Origin of the sequence: Corynebacterium sp. HMSC059E07, assembly GCF_001814395.1 — a bacterium.
Lineage (GTDB): Bacteria > Actinomycetota > Actinomycetes > Mycobacteriales > Mycobacteriaceae > Corynebacterium > Corynebacterium hesseae.
Window position 1 is genome coordinate 85353 of sequence record NZ_KV816336.1, and the last position, 15912, is coordinate 101264.

The 15912-nt window shown below is 62.6% G+C and carries 19 protein-coding genes; 9 read left to right on the forward strand and 10 right to left on the reverse strand.

The window, feature by feature from the left end; all coding sequences use genetic code 11:
• Positions 1–118 precede the first annotated feature (118 nt).
• The 7 genes from hemL to HMPREF2967_RS11775 all read left to right on the forward strand — a co-directional run bounded on the left by hemL (position 119) and on the right by HMPREF2967_RS11775 (position 6561).
• Complete coding sequence (gene hemL, locus HMPREF2967_RS11745; protein WP_070686633.1) at positions 119–1453, forward strand: glutamate-1-semialdehyde 2,1-aminomutase; 1335 nt, start codon at positions 119–121, stop codon at positions 1451–1453.
• A gap of 31 nt (positions 1454–1484) precedes the next feature.
• Entirely contained in the window at positions 1485–2093 is a 609-nt protein-coding gene (locus HMPREF2967_RS11750; protein ID WP_070686635.1) for a histidine phosphatase family protein, read from the forward strand.
• Positions 2093–2698, forward strand: a complete 606-nt coding sequence (locus HMPREF2967_RS11755) for a TlpA disulfide reductase family protein (RefSeq protein ID WP_070686637.1) — start codon at positions 2093–2095, stop codon at positions 2696–2698. The genes HMPREF2967_RS11750 and HMPREF2967_RS11755 overlap by 1 nt, the downstream gene beginning before the upstream one ends.
• A gap of 17 nt (positions 2699–2715) precedes the next feature.
• Positions 2716–3501, forward strand: a complete 786-nt coding sequence (locus HMPREF2967_RS11760) for a cytochrome c biogenesis CcdA family protein (RefSeq protein ID WP_070686700.1) — start codon at positions 2716–2718, stop codon at positions 3499–3501.
• A gap of 12 nt (positions 3502–3513) precedes the next feature.
• Complete coding sequence (locus HMPREF2967_RS11765) at positions 3514–5145, forward strand: cytochrome c biogenesis protein ResB (protein ID WP_070686639.1); 1632 nt, start codon at positions 3514–3516, stop codon at positions 5143–5145.
• Positions 5146–5286: 141 nt separating this feature from the next.
• Positions 5287–6303 carry a c-type cytochrome biogenesis protein CcsB gene (ccsB, locus tag HMPREF2967_RS11770; RefSeq protein WP_070686641.1) on the forward strand — a complete coding sequence of 339 codons (1017 nt, stop codon included), beginning with the start codon at positions 5287–5289 and terminating at the stop codon, positions 6301–6303.
• Entirely contained in the window at positions 6304–6561 is a 258-nt protein-coding gene (locus HMPREF2967_RS11775; protein ID WP_070562580.1) for a helix-turn-helix domain-containing protein, read from the forward strand.
• Here HMPREF2967_RS11775 and HMPREF2967_RS11780 read toward each other — a convergent pair.
• Positions 6558–6872 (reverse strand): hypothetical protein, encoded by a 315-nt coding sequence (locus tag HMPREF2967_RS11780; RefSeq protein ID WP_070686643.1) that lies wholly within the window; start codon positions 6870–6872, stop codon positions 6558–6560. The two genes, HMPREF2967_RS11775 and HMPREF2967_RS11780, sit on opposite strands and share 4 nt — an antisense overlap.
• Before the next feature lie 43 nt (positions 6873–6915).
• Here HMPREF2967_RS11780 and HMPREF2967_RS11785 point away from each other — a divergent pair, with 43 nt between their 5' ends.
• Entirely contained in the window at positions 6916–7257 is a 342-nt protein-coding gene (locus HMPREF2967_RS11785; protein WP_070686645.1) for a DUF4229 domain-containing protein, read from the forward strand.
• Between the two features lie 8 nt (positions 7258–7265).
• Here the strand turns inward: HMPREF2967_RS11785 and HMPREF2967_RS11790 are convergent, their stop codons facing one another.
• Positions 7266–8156: a 1,4-dihydroxy-2-naphthoate polyprenyltransferase gene (locus tag HMPREF2967_RS11790; protein WP_070686648.1), complete on the reverse strand. Its 891-nt coding sequence runs from the start codon at positions 8154–8156 to the stop codon at positions 7266–7268.
• A gap of 48 nt (positions 8157–8204) precedes the next feature.
• Here HMPREF2967_RS11790 and HMPREF2967_RS11795 point away from each other — a divergent pair, with 48 nt between their 5' ends.
• Positions 8205–8879: a metal-dependent transcriptional regulator gene (locus tag HMPREF2967_RS11795; RefSeq protein WP_070686650.1), complete on the forward strand. Its 675-nt coding sequence runs from the start codon at positions 8205–8207 to the stop codon at positions 8877–8879.
• Here HMPREF2967_RS11795 and menE read toward each other — a convergent pair.
• The 8 genes from menE to HMPREF2967_RS11830 form a co-directional block, all read right to left on the reverse strand.
• Positions 8876–10018, reverse strand: coding sequence for an o-succinylbenzoate--CoA ligase (menE, locus tag HMPREF2967_RS11800; protein ID WP_070686652.1), 1143 nt, complete (start codon positions 10016–10018; stop codon positions 8876–8878). The two genes, HMPREF2967_RS11795 and menE, sit on opposite strands and share 4 nt — an antisense overlap.
• A gap of 6 nt (positions 10019–10024) precedes the next feature.
• Positions 10025–10846 (reverse strand): metal ABC transporter permease, encoded by an 822-nt coding sequence (locus HMPREF2967_RS11805; protein WP_070686654.1) that lies wholly within the window; start codon positions 10844–10846, stop codon positions 10025–10027.
• The gene (locus HMPREF2967_RS11810; protein ID WP_070686656.1) at positions 10843–11661 is read right to left on the reverse strand and encodes a metal ABC transporter permease; all 819 of its coding nucleotides are present in this window, start codon (positions 11659–11661) and stop codon (positions 10843–10845) included. The genes HMPREF2967_RS11805 and HMPREF2967_RS11810 overlap by 4 nt, the downstream gene beginning before the upstream one ends.
• Positions 11658–12359 (reverse strand): metal ABC transporter ATP-binding protein, encoded by a 702-nt coding sequence (locus HMPREF2967_RS11815; protein ID WP_070686658.1) that lies wholly within the window; start codon positions 12357–12359, stop codon positions 11658–11660. Before HMPREF2967_RS11815 ends, HMPREF2967_RS11810 begins: the two co-directional genes overlap by 4 nt.
• A complete protein-coding gene (locus HMPREF2967_RS11820; RefSeq protein WP_070686702.1) occupies positions 12359–13429 on the reverse strand; it encodes a metal ABC transporter substrate-binding protein in 1071 nt (356 codons plus the stop codon). Before HMPREF2967_RS11820 ends, HMPREF2967_RS11815 begins: the two co-directional genes overlap by 1 nt.
• Positions 13430–13632: 203 nt before the next feature.
• The gene (locus HMPREF2967_RS13300) at positions 13633–13791 is read right to left on the reverse strand and encodes a hypothetical protein (protein ID WP_193628932.1); all 159 of its coding nucleotides are present in this window, start codon (positions 13789–13791) and stop codon (positions 13633–13635) included.
• A 22-nt stretch (positions 13792–13813) separates the two neighbouring features.
• Positions 13814–14794, reverse strand: a complete 981-nt coding sequence (locus tag HMPREF2967_RS11825; RefSeq protein WP_070686660.1) for a 1,4-dihydroxy-2-naphthoyl-CoA synthase — start codon at positions 14792–14794, stop codon at positions 13814–13816.
• Between the two features lie 345 nt (positions 14795–15139).
• The gene (locus HMPREF2967_RS11830) at positions 15140–15601 is read right to left on the reverse strand and encodes a DIP1984 family protein (RefSeq protein WP_070686662.1); all 462 of its coding nucleotides are present in this window, start codon (positions 15599–15601) and stop codon (positions 15140–15142) included.
• Positions 15602–15912: the final 311 nt, after the last annotated feature.

Genomic DNA, 15912 nt, shown 5'->3' on the forward strand with positions numbered 1-15912 from the left:
ATAGCGCCACAGTAGCGGGCTCGCAGCGCGAGCGATTGCTGCCGCTTAGGAGGCAGTGGAGGGGAGACGGAAGGACACAAGGGGACTCAAACTTTTGTATAGGGCTAAAACCGATACAATGTGGGCTATGCCTAACTCCAGCCAGCGAAATCAGCAGAATACGTCCCAGTCCGCCGAGTGGTTTGAGCGCGCCACGAAGGTCACCCCGGGTGGCGTGAATTCCCCGGTCCGCGCCTTCGGATCCGTGGGTGGCCAAGCCCGCGTTATCGCGCGCGGTGAGGGCTCGCGCCTCTGGGACATCGACGGCAACGAGTACGTCGACCTGGTTAGTTCCTATGGCCCGATGATCCACGGTAACGCCCACCCGGCCATCGTGGAGGCAGTCCAGAAGGCGGCTGCCGACGGTCTGTCTTTCGGCGCGCCCACCGAGGGCGAGACGCTGCTGGCGGAGCACATCGTCAAGCGCACAGCCGTGGAGCAGGTACGCCTGGTCAACTCCGGTACCGAGGCCACCATGTCCGCCGTGCGGCTGGCCCGCGGTTTCACCGGCCGCGCCAAGGTCCTGAAGTTTGAGGGCTGCTACCACGGCCACGTGGATGCGCTGTTGGCGTCGGCTGGCTCCGGCGTGGCCACCTTCGCGCTCCCGGATTCCCCGGGTGTCACGGGTGCCTCGGCCGCGGACACCATCGTCGTTCCTTATAACGATCTCGACGCCGTCCGCGAGGCCTTCGCCGCGCATCCGGGAGAGATCGCCTGCATCATCGCCGAAGCCGCGGCGGGCAACATGGGCACCGTGGCCCCGGAGGAGGGCTTCAACGCGGCGCTCAAGGAGATCGCGCATGCCGACGGCGCCCTACTCATCCTCGACGAGGTCATGACCGGTTTCCGCACCTCCTACAAGGGCTGGTTCGGCGTCGATGGGGTAGCGGGTGACCTGGTGACCTTCGGCAAGGTGGTCTCCGGTGGCCTGCCCGCAGCTGCCTTCGGCGGCCGCGCCGACGTCATGGCTTCCCTCGCCCCCGCTGGCCCCGTCTACCAGGCGGGCACGCTGTCCGGTAACCCGGTGGCGATGGCCTCCGGTCTGGCTTCCCTGGAGCTGGCCAACGAAGAGCTGTACCCGCGCCTGCACTCCAATGCGGATCGCCTGACCGGTCTCATCACCGAGGCACTGAGCGCCGCCGGAGTGGCACACCACATCCAGCGCGCGGAGACGATGTTCTCCATCCGCTTCGCCGAGGGCCAGGGCCGCAACTTCGCCGATATGCAAGCCGCCGATACCTGGCGCTTCGCACCCTTCTTCCACGCACTGCTGGAAGGCGGCGTGTACGTTCCGCCGTCAGCCTTCGAGACCTGGTTTGTGTCTGATGCGCTCACGGACAATGATTTTGAGGTAATCGAGGCAGCTCTCAAGCCTGCCGCCCAGGCCGCCGCCAGCGCGCAGCGCCCGCAGTAAACCAACCATTTGAGGGGATAGACACAGGTATATGTCCACCACCATCGTCCACTTCGTCCGCCACGGCGAGGTTTATAACCCGGATAAGATCCTCTACGGGCGCATCCCGGGCTATCACTTGTCCTCCCGTGGGCACTCGATGGCCGCCCGCACGGCAAAAGCCTTCGAAGGCCATGACGTGACCTACCTGGCGGCCTCGCCGCTGCAGCGCGCGCAGGAAACCGCGCTGCCGATTGCACAGGTGACGGGCTTGGAGGTGGACGTCGACAAGGGCGTCATCGAGTCCGGCAACCGCTTCGAGGGCCTGCGCACCAAGGGCTGGAATTCGCAGCTGTGGAACCCGCAGCGCTGGCCGCTCATGGTCAACCCGCTTGAGCCCTCGTGGGGCGAGCCTTTCGAGGAGATCGCCGCGCGCATGATGGACGCCGCCGAGCGCGCCCGCGTCAAGGCCGAGGGGCACGAGGCCATCGTGGTTTCCCATCAGCTGCCCATCGTCATGGTGCAGCGCACCGTGTTGGGTAAGCGCCTGGCCCACGCGCCGTGGGACCGCACGTGCGCGCTGGCTTCGGTGACTTCGCTGGTCTACCGCGACCGCGAGATCATCGATATCTTCTACTCCGAACCGGCGCAGGACATCTAATGGGACGCAGAACTATCCGCGCCGCCGCGGCCGGTGTCCTTGCTGTGTTTGCCTTGGCTGGCTGCTCGCAAAGCGAGGAAAACGCGCAGAACGCCGTGGCTTCCGGCGGCACCTTCGAGTTCATCTCGCCCGGCGGGCAGACCACCATCCGCTATGCGGAGGAGGACCGCAAGCCACTCAAGGATTTCTCCGGTGAGGACCTGCGGGATGAGTCCACGACGATCAAGCTCTCGGATTTCAAAGACCAGATCGTCGTCCTCAACTCCTGGGGTCAGTGGTGCGCGCCGTGCCGCTCCGAATCGGATGACCTCCAGGCCATCCACGCGGAGCTGCAAAAGCGCAAGGTAGGCACCGTACTGGGTATTAACGTCAAGGACTTCAACCCGGAGATTTCCCGGGACTTTATGGCCGATAACGGCCTAGAGTACCCCTCCATCTACGATCCGCCCTTCAAGACGGCCGCGGCCCTCGGCGGCGTGCCCACCTCCGTGGTGCCCACCACCATCGTGCTGGATAAGCAGCACCGCCCCGCCGCGGTCTTCCTGACCGAGATTACGGAGAAGGATGTCCTCGAGGTCGTCGACGAACTGGAGAAAGAACAGTGATCCTTGCCGCTGACGGTATGGGGCAAAGCTTTGCCGATGCCGCCGTGTCCGGCCCGCTCCTGGTCGGAGTGCTCGCCGCGGCCGTGGCCGGATTGGTTTCTTTCGCCTCACCGTGTGTGGTTCCACTGGTTCCTGGCTATATCTCTTACCTCGCCTCCGTGGTCGGCGGTGAGGTGAGCTATGACGAGGAGCTGGGGGTGGGCGTCGGCAAGCGCCGGCGTTGGGCCGTCGTCGGTGCCGCAGCACTATTCGTGCTGGGCTTTACCGTCGTGTTCGTGCTGGCCACGGTCTCGGTTTTCGGCGCCATTTCGGCGCTCAGACTCAACGCGGATACTCTCATGCGCGCCGGCGGCATCATCACCATCCTCATGGGTGTGGTGTTCATGGGCGTGGTGCCGGTACTGCAGAAGGACACGCGCATGGCGCCGCGGCGCTGGACCACGTGGCTGGGCGCGCCGCTGCTCGGCGGGGTTTTCGCCCTGGGCTGGACCCCGTGCCTAGGCCCCACGCTGGCTGCCATCATGTCCGTCTCCGTCGGCACCGAGGGAAGCACCGCGCTGCGCGGCACCATCCTCATCATCGGCTACTGCCTGGGCCTGGGCCTGCCCTTCCTGCTCGTGGCACTGGGCTCTGTTAAGGTCATGCGCACCATTTCGTGGATGCGCACGCACTCCCGCGCCATCCAGATTGCCGGGGGCATCGCCATGATCCTCGTTGGTCTAGCCCTGTTGACCGGGCTGTGGGGAGATTTCATCAACGCCATCCGCCAATGGACCGTGTCCTATGGCGCGACGCTGCTGTAAAGGAGATTTTTCGTGAGATATATCCGCAAGGCCTGGCACTGGCTGACCAGCATGCGCACCGCGCTGGCGCTGCTCTTCCTGCTGGCCATCGCCGCCATTCCGGGTTCACTTCTGCCGCAGCGCTCGCTCAATGAATCCAACGTCAATGACTTCATTGAGACCAACGGCAAGGTTGCGGAAATCTACGACAAGCTGCAGCTTTTCGACGTCTTCTCCTCCGTCTGGTTCCAGGCCATCTACGTCCTGCTCATGATTTCTCTGGTGGGCTGCATCATCCCGCGCTCCTGGGATCACTACAAGGCCTACCGCACACCGCCGACGCGCGCGCCGAAGTATCTGGAAAAGATGCCGCTCAATGCCACCGGGCATTCGGAAAAGTCCCCGGAGGAGATCGCCGCGGCAACCAAGACCATGCTGAAGAAGTGGCGCGTAAGCGAGGTTTCCCCGGAGAAGGACCGCGCGGGTGCCCAGTCCTTCTCGGCGGAGCGCGGCTATGCCCGTGAGCTGTGCAACCTCATCTTCCACATCGCGCTCGTGGCCATCCTGCTCACCATGGCAGCCGGGCGCTTGGTGCATTATGAGGGCCAGGTCATCGTGGTGACGGAGAAGAACTCCCAGGGTCAGACCCAGGAGCAGCCGCAGTCCACGGAGTTCTGTAATACCTCAACCTCCGTCTATGACTCCTTCCGCGCCGGCCCGCTTTTCGACGGCACGGGTCTCCACCCCTTCTGCTTTAAGGCCCATGACTTCACCGCGGACTACCTGCCCAATGGCCAGGCGGAGATGTTCACCTCCGATGTGTCCTATGCCGCTGGCGATGATATCTTCACGGACCCGGAGACCTGGGAGGACTACCAGCTGCAGGTCAACCATCCGCTGCGTATTGAGAGCAACCGCGTTTACCTGCAGGGTCACGGCTTTGCGCCGACGATGACGGTGGAGTGGCCCAACGGTGAAAAGCGCACGCAGACCATCCAATTCCAGCCCAATGACACCACGTTCTTCCTCTCCTCGGGCGTGATGCGTTTCGACCCGCCGTCGGGCATGTACCCGGACCTGTTTGAGCGCCGCCAGAACCAGATCGCCATCCAGGGCCTCTTTGCGCCGACCGCCGAGTGGTCCGGTGAGAACGGCAAGCTGCTGCAATCTTCCTACCCGGCGATGCTGGACCCAGCGGTGGCCATCGATATCTATCGCGGCGATGCCGGCCTGGATACGGGTACACCGCAGTCCTTCTTCTCCCTCGATTCCAGCCTGGTCCACTCGGGCCAGCTGCAAAAGATCGACCGCGTCAACCTGACCCAAGGTGAATCGGTCACGCTGGACGACGGCACCAAGGTCACCTTCGACGGTGCCTCCGAGTTTGCGAACTACCAGGTTTCCTATGATCCCTTCCAAAGCTGGGTTCTGGTGTCCGCGCTGGTCATGCTGGTATCCCTGGTCGGCTCGCTGGTGATTAAGCGCCGCCGCGTCTGGGTGCGCATCCGCCCGGGTGCCAACGGCGGCACCGACATTGAGATGGGCGGGCTTGCCCGCACCGACCGCGCGGGCTGGTCCGAGGAGTTCCACAAGCTGCACCGCGAGCTTTTGGAATTGCCGGATCCCGATGACGTGGAGGAGGACGAACTCTACTCCGCCGACTAAAGGCGCGGACCGTATCCTTCAAAAGTTGGATACAGCTGGGAAAAGGGGGTAGCCTTATGGACACCATAAATCTCTCCGTTCATGCAGCCTCGTGCGTGGCGCACGGGGTAGGCACGATTGTGAAGGCAAGGTTTCCCACTCATGCAGGTTGATCAGAATCTGTCCAACTTCTCAGACATCGCGGTGCAAACCGCGTTCGTCGTATATGCGCTCGCCTTGGTGCTGTCCCTGGTGTACTACGGCCGGATGCAGAGCATCATTGAGGCCATGCGCGTCCGTACCGCAGCTGCACCGCAGCAGCGTGAGCTCGCCACCGTGGGGGCTTCGGCAGATGGCGCCGTGCTTGGCGACGTTCCCCCAGTGTCCAGCACCGCAGACGATGATTTGGCGAAGAAGCAGGAGAACGCCGACAAGCTCGGCGGCATGACGCAGATGCTGCTGTGGCTGGGCATCGCCCTGCACCTGGCGGCCATCGTGCTGCGTGGTTTGGCTACCGGCCGCTTCCCGTTTGGCAACCTCTACGAGTACATGCTCATGGTGACCGCCGGCGCCATGGTGGTGGCGACCATTGCCATGCAGCGCAAGGAGTGGCGCACCCTGTGGCCGTGGCTGCTCACGCCAATCCTGGCGCTGATGTTCTACGGCTCCACCAAGCTCTATGCGGAATCCGCTCCGGTGGTTCCGGCGCTCCAGTCACACTGGCTGCCCATCCACGTCACCGTGGTTTCGCTGGGCGCATCCATCGGCGTGGTCTCCGGTATTGCTTCTTTGCTCAGCGTGCTGCGCGAGTTCCAGCCTAAAGGCGTTGAATCCGGTTTCTTCGGCGCGCTTGCCCGCCCGCTTCCTTCAGCTAAGAAGCTTGACCGCCTGGCCTACCGCCTGGGCGTGGTGGCGCTGCCGACCTTGGGCTTGGGCATTGTGCTGGGTGCTATTTGGGCCGAGTCCGCGTGGGGCCGCTACTGGGGTTGGGATCCGAAGGAGACCGTGTCCTTCGCCACCTGGATCCTCTACGCGGCCTACCTGCACGCCCGCGCCACCCCAGCTTTCCGCAAGGCCGCGCCGTATATCAACATCGCGGCGATGCTGCTCATGGTGTTCAACCTGTTCTTCATCAACATGGTTGTCTCCGGCCTGCACTCCTACGCGGGACTGAACTAAATGACGGATATCCATAAGCCACGGCACAAGCCCGGCAAACCGGCGGGCGATAACCCTCAGCTCATCGCCCTGGGTGAGGGCTTTGCGCAGCGTCGCCGCGAGCTGGGCATCCTGCAACAGGACCTGGCTGGGAAGGCCGGGATTTCGCGCTCCACGCTGCATACTATTGAGCACGGCGGCTCTGGCGTGCGCTGGGAAAAGGTCGTTGCGGTGGCGGAGGCCCTCGGCCTCGAGATGACCTTCGTGCCGAAGGACTAGGCTTCTTTCCCCTTAGAGTCTTTGCCTTCAACGTCCTTGTCCTCGGGGGCCTTGGGCTCCTGCTGCCCCTGTGAGCGCCGCCGGCGTTCTTCCTCTTTGCGCTGGGCCTCCCGCTCCTTGGCGCGGCGCTCCTTGAAGCGCTGCTTCTCCAGGTTCCACAAGAATTCCTCGTCATCATCGGGGCCCTTGATTGCCGGGCGCTGCGGCTGCTGCGCCTGCTGCACCTTCTTATTCCAACTCGACGGACCAAAAGCCTTCCAGACGAGGACTGCCGCGAGGACAAACAAGAGTAGTAGTATCAATCGACCCATGCGTTGTATTCTACGGAATGCCCGCGAAGCAAAAGTGAGAATTATGAGCCAGACAGAAAACACCACCAACGCCTCCCAGAACCCCGAGCCTCCCCAGCCGGACCCTGCGCTCAAGCGCCGCTCCCGCGTCGCTTTGTGGAAGTATGGCGCGGCCCGCGTGGTGCTGTTTATCGTGTTGACCGTGGTGATTCAGCTACTGGCGATGGCGGTGCTCCAGACTTTTCCGCTGCTGGTTTCCGCGCTGCTGGCGTTGTTCGTGGCGCTGCCACTGTCCATGCTGCTCTTTTCCACGTGGCGCGTGGAAGCAACCCAATCCCTGGCGGAGTACTCCGCGCAGCGCAAGGCCCACAAGAAGTGGGTCCAGGAGGAGCTGGCCGGCCGCTAAATCAGAGGCTAAACCAAAGCCAGCGCTACTGCGTTGACAACCGCCCACACCAGCATCGCGCGGCCAGTCATTCCGAGCACCGGGATGAGTTTGGGTCCGCGCGCACCGCGGTTGACGGTGCGGATAGCGCCCAGCGCGAGGGGGAAGTAGAGCAGGGAGGTCAACGCCGCCCAAGAGTCGAAGGCCAAGCCCACGGTGAGCAACACCGGGAGTAAAAGCAGGCTCATGAACAGCGTGCGGGACTTCTTATCGCCCAGCCGCACGGCCAGAGTGATCTTGCCGGTGGCCTCATCGGAGGGGATGTCGCGGATGTTGTTGGCCAGGTTTACCGCGGCACTCATACCGCCGATGCCCACGGCCAAGGCAAGGCCCGTCCACGTGATGCGGCCGGCCTGCGTGTACTCGGTGCCGAGGACCGCGACGAGGCCGAAGAAGATGAAGATGGCAACCTCGCCCAGCCCACGGTAGCCGTACGGGTTCTTACCGCCGGTGTAGAACCATGCGCCGGCGATGCACACGGCGCCGACGAGGATGAACCAGGCAGCATTTGCGGCCAATGACAGGGAGATGCCGGCGATAGCCGCCACGCCAAAGGAGGCGAAGGCCGCGAACTTGACGTGCTGCGGTTTGGCCAGCCCGCCGCCGGTCAGGCGCTGGGGGCCGGTGCGGTCATCGTCGGTGCCGCGGATACCATCGGAGTAGTCGTTGGCGTAGTTCACGCCGATGATAAGCGCCCAGGCCACGATGAGCGCCAGCAACGCTCGGCCCCAGTGCAGGCCGTGCGCCGCCGCGGCGGCACCGGTACCAGCAATCACGGGGGCGAAGGCGTTGGCCCAGGTGTGCGGGCGAGCACCCTGGAGCCAATCGGCAGGAGTGGCAGTATAGGCAGAATTCGGCATAGCTAGTATTGTGCCACGCGGTTTTAGGGGCCGGATAGAATGGTGGCCATGCATCTCCACGACCTGCCTGAACGGACCCAGGACTACCTCAAGGTGGTGTGGGATCTTTCCGAGCACCTAGGCGGGCAGGCGGTTCCGCTCAAGCAGATTGCGCAGCGCACGGGCCAGAAGGTGCCCACTGCCTCCGAAGCTATTAAGCGCCTTGCCGCCCAGGGGTTGGTTCATCATGAGCGCTACGCCGGGGTGAGCCTGACCAAAGAAGGCAAGGCTCTGGCCATGGGGATGGTTCGCCGTCACCGCTTGCTCGAGACCTTCCTCGTACAGGAGTTGGGCTATACCTGGGATGAGGTTCACGCGGATGCGGACCTGCTGGAGCATGCCTGCTCCGATCGCTTCATCGAGCGCCTCGACGCACACCTGGGTTTGCCCACCCGCGATCCGCACGGCGATCCTATTCCGGATGCACAGGGAGTCATCGACGTGTTGGAGGGCGGCACCCTTGATAGCGCGCCTGTCGACGTCCCCCTGATCATCCAGCGTGTCTGCGATGAAGATTCTGAACTTCTGCGCTACCTCGATCGGTGCGGTATTGGCGTGGGCGATGAGGTCGTCGTTGCTGCGCGCATAGCGGGCTTGGTGGAGGTCCGCCACGGCGCTAATGAGTTTTCCCTCGCGGAGGTTGCCGCACGGGATGTCACCGTCCGCCCGGCACACCCGGCCTAGGCAAACAACTCGGCCACAGCCTGGCGGTCCAGTTTGCCGGGGCCAATGGTGGGAAGCGCATCCAGGCGGCGCAGGTCCTTCGGCACCTGCCAGCGGGGGAGATCATCGAGGGCCTCAAGAATGTCGGTACGCGAGGCCCAGCCGCTATAGGCAGCGACCACCATCTGGCCCAGGCGCGGGTCTGGGATTCCCACCACACAGGCTGCCTCTACGCCAGGGACGCGCAAAATGTGCTGCTCTAGTTGCTCCGGGTGCAGCTTGAGCCCGCCGGTGTTCAGGATGTTGTCGAGGCGCCCAGTGACGGTGAGGTGGCCGTCGATAAGCGCGCCGGTGTCGGAGGTGGCGAACCAGGAAGTGCCGGATTCATCGACCATGAAAGCATCCGAGTCCACGTTGCGGTAGCCCTGCGCAATCATGGGCCCGCCGAGGTAAATGCGGCCGTTCTCGCCGATGCGCACGCGCGCGCTATCCAGGGGTTCACCGTTATAGACGCAGCCCCCGGCGGTTTCCGAGGATCCATACGTAGTGACGATGCTGATGCGCAGCTTCTTTGCCGAATTCAGCAGCTGCGGGTGGGTGGCAGCGCCCCCGACGAGGATGGCATCAAAGGTGCGCAGGGCCTCGATTCCCTCTAGCGAATCCATGGCCTTGGCCAGCTGCATCGGGGTCAGCGCAGTGTAGGAGCGATCCCCAGTCGCGTGAAGCTCGTGTGCAGCAGACGCGAAATCACCGATATTAAAGCCGTGTGAGAGGTCCAAGCACAGCGGTTCCACCCCCGCGACGAGCGAGCGCACGAGAACTTGGATACCCGCGATGTGAGAAGCCGGCATGGCCAGCAGCCATTGGCCAGTGCCGCCTAGTGCGCGATGCGTAGCGTCCGCACTCGAGACTAGGTTGGCAGCGCTAAGTTGCGCACCCTTCGGCGTGCCCGTGGACCCAGAGGTTGCCACGACGAGCGCGATGGAGGAATCGATGGCCTCGCCCGCCCGCATGTGGTTACGCAGTAGCTGCGCGCGGGTTAAGTCATCCGCCGGAAGTGGCAATAAGGTTGCTTGCCCCGCGATAGCAGCCTCCAAATCTTCGAGGATGGCAGCGGGGTCACGCGGATCGACAGGTAACGGAGAGAGGATGTGAGTCACAGGTAGTTAGCGTAGCGCCCGGCACACGGTACTTCCCACGTAGAACACGCCCGCCAATACGGCGATGGTGCCGCCCGCAGAGAGATCTAGGATGACTGCCGCTGCCAGACCGCCCGTAGCAAGTACAACCCCCACCAGCGTTGAGCCGACCAGAAGGTGTCCGGGGCTGGAGACCCAACAACGCAGTCCCGCCGCCGGCGCGACCAGCAAGGCGAGGGATAGGATGGTTCCCACCGCGGGGACGAGCACTACCATGGTCGCCGTAGCCGCACCGAGTACGAGGTATTCGCACAGCTGCGCTGGCCCGCCCGAAGCACGGACCGAATCCCTGTCGAAGGCGGTGGCGATGAGCTGGCGCCGTAACGGCACCAGGATAACCAGGCATGCAATAACTAGCGCTACAGCCACCATGACATCACGGGAATCCACCGTGGTCAGAGAACCGACCAAGAAGGTATCCACGCGAATAGGCAGTGGCTGGAACCACCGAAGCAGGACAATGCCCAAGGCATAGCCCACGGTCAACGTGACACCCGCCGCGGCGGAGGAGCTGACGCCGCGCACCCCGCCCAGGAAGCGCGTGAGCACAATGAGTGGGATACACCCCAGCGCAGCACCCACCATCAGGCCGGAGGTGGCGTGTATTCCACAGGCAGTGGCGCCCACGACGCCCAGTACCGCGCCGGGAAAGATGCCGTGCGAGAGACTCTCGGCGAAAAAAACCCGGCGGCTGAGCACGACGAAGGCACCCACAAGCCCAGCCAGCACACCCACGGCGATGGCTTCGGCTGCAGGTAATACGAGGATGCTGGGATCTGCTAGTTTCATCGCACCCTCCTCTGCACAATCAGCGCAGGAATCAGGGTGAGCGTTAAAGCGAGGCTCACCATGGCCTGCGGGGAGAGCTGGTGGGACGTCTGCGTGAGCATCGCTATAGAGCCGGCTAGCACCGCTACAACTGAGAGCACGGCAGCGGCCAGGCACATGCTGCCGGGGCCGCGGGCCAGAAGCCGCGCCGCAAGACCGGGAACAACGAGGAAGCTTAAGACCAGCAAGACGCCCACGGCTGCCGACGCCGCGACCACCACCATGGCCACGGCCGCGTGTGCTGCCACCGTGACCGCGGTGACCGGAATGCCGTGGGCAGCAGCCGCAACGGGGTCGAAAGCCACGGCGACCTGGTAGCGCCACGTCACTGCCAGAACCACTGCGGCAAGAATGCAAAAGGCCGCGGCGGGGTAGAGGCGTGCCGCCGTAAGGTCAAGCAAGCGGCCAAACATGAGGGCCTCGAGTTGCCCGGATGTATCACCGTGGCGCAGGCTGATCACCACGCCGAGCCCATACATGGATGTCAGCACTACCGCTGTGCCGGCATCGGAGGTACTACGCTGACGCGTATTCAGTGCCACAAAAACGGCCACGGTTATCGCTCCCACTAGCGCCGCACCAGGCAGAATACCGGCAATACCGCCGACGGCAAGGCCGACGACGATTCCGGGGAAGACCGAGTGGACGGTGGCTTCGACAGTGAACTCCATACGACGCAGGTTGACCACTGCACTGACCACTGCACCTGCGATCGCCAAGATAAGGAGGAAAACGAGCGCACGCTGGAGATAAGGAGCGGTGAGCAACAGCATCATGGCCGTATCTCCTCGCGCAGGAAGGTCGTGGCCTGGGCATAGCGCTCCACGGCGTCCTCGGTGTTCATGCGGGTGAGCGTGCCATCAGCAATGAGCCCAGCCCAGTCGCAGGTGCGCTGAGCCAAAATAGGATCGTGCGTGGAAATGAGCAAGGCTACGCCGCGCTTTTTCAACCTCGTGATGGTGTCGAGCAATACCCGGCGGCTGGTCTGGTCGAGGCCGTTGAAAGGCTCATCGAGAAGCAGCAGTTGCGGATCCGATACCAGCGCGCGGGCGATGAGGACGCGTTGGCGCTGACCGCCGGAGAGCTCACCAAAGCGCGTGGTTGCGATATCCGCTAGGCCGACCTCTTCGAGTGCTTCTATGATCCGGGGCCGGAAGCTGCGCATGGATAGCGCGCGCTGCCACCAGGTAGCGTTTCTGAGTATCCCCATCTCCACCACGTGATACGCGGTGACGGGGAAGGTGGGGTCGGTGTCTTGGTGTTGAGGCACATAACCCAAACGCGGACGAGGAGTTTCAAGTCCATGGAGTGAAGCCAGACCGACAATCGATTTAAACAGGGTGGATTTTCCCGCGCCATTGGCACCTAAGAGCGCAACTGCCTGCCCCTTCTTCACGTCGAGGTTGACCCCGCTGAGGATCTGTACAGAACCATAGGAACAGGAGGCGTTGTGAAGCCTCAGTATGGAATCCATTAGTGGGCGAGAGCGGAGTCGAACTCGGATAGGGATTCTGGCAGTTCAGCCGGCTTTCCGCCCCAGGCGGTGACCAGGGTGGAAACGTTGTGGATGAGGGAGCCGATGTAGGTCTCGCCCGCACTGCCTGGAATGCCCAAGGAGTCTCCGTAGAGGGCGTCCTCAGCGGTAATGGCTTTCACGCCAGCGGCTCGTGCGATAGCCTCGATGGACTTCGAGTTATTGGAGTTCTCCGCGAAGATGGCCTTAGCACCGGATTCGCGCACGGTGCGTGCTGCCTCATCGATATGGGAGGCGGTGGCGTCTTGCTGGTTGTTGAAATCACTCAATGCAGAACCGATGAAGGTGACATCGTAGGCATCAGCGAAGTAGCCGAAGGCATCGTGGGAGGTGAACAAAACGCGATCCTCGCGCGGAATGTCAGCCAGGGACTGAGCGGCCCACGCATCCAGATCCTCCAGCTGCTTTTCGTAACTTGCGCCGGCTTCCTTCACAGACGGAGCCTTCGTGGCGAGCTCTTCGACGATATTCTCTACCTGGATTTTTGCCTGCTTAGGGGAGGTCCACACGTGTGGATCGTGGCTAAATTCTGGTTCTTCGCCGTCCTCTCCAGCAAACGGCCAGGGCTTGACGTCGATGCGGTGAGAGCCTTCCTTCACCTTGATGCCTTCGGGGGCGTCACCGGAGTTTTTCACACCGGAGGTCACAGCCATAGTGCCGTGGAACCCGGAGGAAGCAATGGCTTGATCCAAGAAGTGCTCGAGGTCAACGCCGTTGGTAAAGAGGTAGTCCGCTTGGGCGAGTGCCTGCATCTGATTCGGAGTCATCTCGTGCTCGTGGGCGCTGGCATTCGGGGCGAGCAAGCAGGTTAGCTCCAGCGTGGTGTCACCGTTGCCAGTAGTGGTTTTCTCTCCTTGGGCATCCGTCTTTTCCAGGGTGAGGCCGCCTTCTGCGATGTGTGTGAGGTAGTCGCAGATTTGGGTGGTGGTGGCGACGGCCGTGATGGTGTCGGATTCAGCAGCGCTGGAAGAATCCTTAGCAGAGTCAGCGGACGTGCTGCAGGCTGTCATGGCCACGGCGGTGGCACCAACAAGAGTGAGAAGGGCGGCACGTTGGGGGTGGCGATGATTGGACACGAGGGGGTCTCTCCTTAGAGATCGAAGTGATTGATTTTCAACGATGCATCAAAAAGAGAGTAGCGCGATGGAATAAAAAGTTCAATGCATTGAACTAAAGTGGGTATGGGTGCCCACGTGTGGGCATAAAGCGCTAGTTAACCGTGGTGCTCGTAGGGATTGATGAGTTCGTCCTCCTGGTCGAAGGGGCGCTCACCGTCCCTTTGGGCCTGCTTGATGTGGCGCAGCATCCATACGCGGGAACCCACGACAGCAACCAGCGCGATGGCCGCGAGGGCAATGGCAAAGTACAGCACGGGGTGATCTCCTGTCTTGGGACTAGTAGTAGTACGGGAAATCGTCCCAGTTGGGCTCGCGCTTTTCCAAGAAGGACTCCTTGCCCTCGACCGCTTCGTCGGTCATGTAGGCCAAGCGGGTGGCCTCGCCGGCGAAGACCTGCTGGCCCATGAGGCCGTCATCGGTGAGGTTGAAGGCGAACTTGAGCATGCGCTGGGCGGTGGGGGACTTCATGTTGATCTCGCGCCCCATCTGGATAGCAGCGTCCTCCAGCTCGGCGTGGTCAACCACCTCGTTGACGGCACCCATTTCGTACATGCGCTGCGCGTCATAGGTGCGTCCCAAGAAGAAGATCTCGCGGGCGTACTTCTGGCCCACCATCTTGGCCAGGTAAGCCGAGCCATAGCCGGCGTCGAAGGAGCCGACGTCGGCGTCGGTCTGCTTGAAGCGGGCTTCCTGGCGGGAGGCGATGGTCATATCGCACACCACGTGCAGGGAGTGCCCGCCGCCGGCGGCCCAGCCGTTGACCACGGCGATGACCACCTTCGGCATGGTGCGGATGAGGCGCTGAACCTCCAGGATGTGCAGGCGGCCGCCCTCAACTTTTTCGCGGGCGGTGTCGACGGTGGATTCGTCGGCAGTCGCGTCATCGTGCGCGTGCTCGGTGGCATAGCGGTACCCGGAGCGGCCGCGGATGCGCTGGTCACCGCCGGAGCAAAACGCCCAGCCGCCGTCCTTCTGGGAAGGCCCGTTGCCGGTCAGTAACACCGTGCCAACATCTGGCGTGCGGCGCGCGTGGTCCAGCGCGCGATAAAGCTCATCCACCGTGTGCGGGCGAAACGCATTGCGCACCTCGGGGCGGTCGAAGGCGATGCGGACGATGCCGTCCTTACGTTGTGGCTTCGGACCGTCACTGATGAGCCGGTGATAGGTGATATCCGTCAGGTCCTCAAAGCCCTCGACGGGGCGCCAGAGTCCCGGCTTGAACGGATTATCGGTGCTGTAATTCTTCTGCTCGCTCATGGCACACCAGCTTAATTGGAAAGCAGTGCGCCGGAAGTATAGTCCCCATTCCCAAACCCTCACCCACACTCTCCGCCCAGCGCGGCGGTGATAAACAATAAACAATACTGCGGGGTATGCCCCGTCAATGTGCACGTGTACTCCGTACCAGCGCGGTACACCATACAGTGGGACGGAATCGAACCTCCCTGCCTTCTTGCGCTACGAAGGCGCCTGAGAAGCACTGGGCTTTTCCCTGCCCAGTAAGGGTTGCGCTCGCTGCGAAGAGTGTGGGCTACCGTCGCGCGCATGAGGCGCGCGACATGACTACGTGCCGCAAGGATCCGGCACAACTAGCGGCAGTCGCTATTTAGTTATCAGTTCCGTATTCCAGTTCAACTGCTGGATGCGGGTATCCAGCTCGCGGTACTGGCGGGCCAGATCATCGGCGCGCTCGCGCAGCTTCGGCACAGGCACGGTGGCTACGAACTTGATCTCGGAGCGGGAGTAGCGGTCCTGGCGCGCACCCGCGCGCTCGGCCAATCCCTGGTAGATGCGGCGCTTGCGCAGCAGTCCATCACGCAGTGCCAGCGCTTCCATCAGCGAGATCTCTTCGTCGAACGCGGTGGCCGTGTTCGTGGCATTGATGGCGATGACAAGCTCGTCGATGCGCTTGGTCACGCCCTCGAGCTCACGGAGGAGATCCGTCGGGTTCTCATCCGGTTCATCGCCTTCCTGAATGCGGACCGTCGCCGCAAGCCGGTCACTCAGCGAGTTGAGGCGCTCCTGCGCCTGAGCGCGCTCGGCCAAGGCTTCAGCAAGTAGCATGATTCCTCCTTAAGAAGTTAGAAGAATTAAGCTAGGGCTACGGCGCTTCGCTGTCAATAGATGATGAGATCAATTTCAGAGTCTTTGCGACAATTCGACTTTCCGCGTCCCTGGAAATCCTTCACTAAGCTATTGATAGCAGTGTAGTGAGGCTGGGGTTCAGTTCTCAATACCCCTGATAGACTTCAACCCTTCTGTCTGCCGTACAATTGCCCGCTGGGGTTCAGTTCTCATTACCCCTGATAGACTTCAGACGACCAATTGCTATCACCAGCAATAGCTGGGGTTCAGTTCTCATTACCCCTGATAGA

What these genes read in the sequence shown, in the direction of transcription:
- hemL (WP_070686633.1), top strand. Translation starts at nt 119, where the DNA reads ATGTGGGCTATGCCTAACTCCAGCCAGCGAAATCAGCAGAATACGTCC.
- HMPREF2967_RS11750 (WP_070686635.1), top strand. Translation starts at nt 1,485, where the DNA reads ATGTCCACCACCATCGTCCACTTCGTCCGCCACGGCGAGGTTTATAAC.
- HMPREF2967_RS11755 (WP_070686637.1), top strand. Translation starts at nt 2,093, where the DNA reads ATGGGACGCAGAACTATCCGCGCCGCCGCGGCCGGTGTCCTTGCTGTG.
- HMPREF2967_RS11760 (WP_070686700.1), top strand. Translation starts at nt 2,716, where the DNA reads ATGGGGCAAAGCTTTGCCGATGCCGCCGTGTCCGGCCCGCTCCTGGTC.
- ccsB (WP_070686641.1), top strand. Translation starts at nt 5,287, where the DNA reads ATGCAGGTTGATCAGAATCTGTCCAACTTCTCAGACATCGCGGTGCAA.
- HMPREF2967_RS11775 (WP_070562580.1), top strand. Translation starts at nt 6,304, where the DNA reads ATGACGGATATCCATAAGCCACGGCACAAGCCCGGCAAACCGGCGGGC.
- HMPREF2967_RS11780 (WP_070686643.1), bottom strand. Translation starts at nt 6,872, where the DNA reads ATGGGTCGATTGATACTACTACTCTTGTTTGTCCTCGCGGCAGTCCTC.
- HMPREF2967_RS11785 (WP_070686645.1), top strand. Translation starts at nt 6,916, where the DNA reads ATGAGCCAGACAGAAAACACCACCAACGCCTCCCAGAACCCCGAGCCT.
- HMPREF2967_RS11790 (WP_070686648.1), bottom strand. Translation starts at nt 8,156, where the DNA reads ATGCCGAATTCTGCCTATACTGCCACTCCTGCCGATTGGCTCCAGGGT.
- HMPREF2967_RS11795 (WP_070686650.1), top strand. Translation starts at nt 8,205, where the DNA reads ATGCATCTCCACGACCTGCCTGAACGGACCCAGGACTACCTCAAGGTG.
- HMPREF2967_RS11805 (WP_070686654.1), bottom strand. Translation starts at nt 10,846, where the DNA reads ATGAAACTAGCAGATCCCAGCATCCTCGTATTACCTGCAGCCGAAGCC.
- HMPREF2967_RS11810 (WP_070686656.1), bottom strand. Translation starts at nt 11,661, where the DNA reads ATGATGCTGTTGCTCACCGCTCCTTATCTCCAGCGTGCGCTCGTTTTC.
- HMPREF2967_RS11815 (WP_070686658.1), bottom strand. Translation starts at nt 12,359, where the DNA reads ATGGATTCCATACTGAGGCTTCACAACGCCTCCTGTTCCTATGGTTCT.
- HMPREF2967_RS11820 (WP_070686702.1), bottom strand. Translation starts at nt 13,429, where the DNA reads ATGACAGCCTGCAGCACGTCCGCTGACTCTGCTAAGGATTCTTCCAGC.
- HMPREF2967_RS11825 (WP_070686660.1), bottom strand. Translation starts at nt 14,794, where the DNA reads ATGAGCGAGCAGAAGAATTACAGCACCGATAATCCGTTCAAGCCGGGA.
- HMPREF2967_RS11830 (WP_070686662.1), bottom strand. Translation starts at nt 15,601, where the DNA reads ATGCTACTTGCTGAAGCCTTGGCCGAGCGCGCTCAGGCGCAGGAGCGC.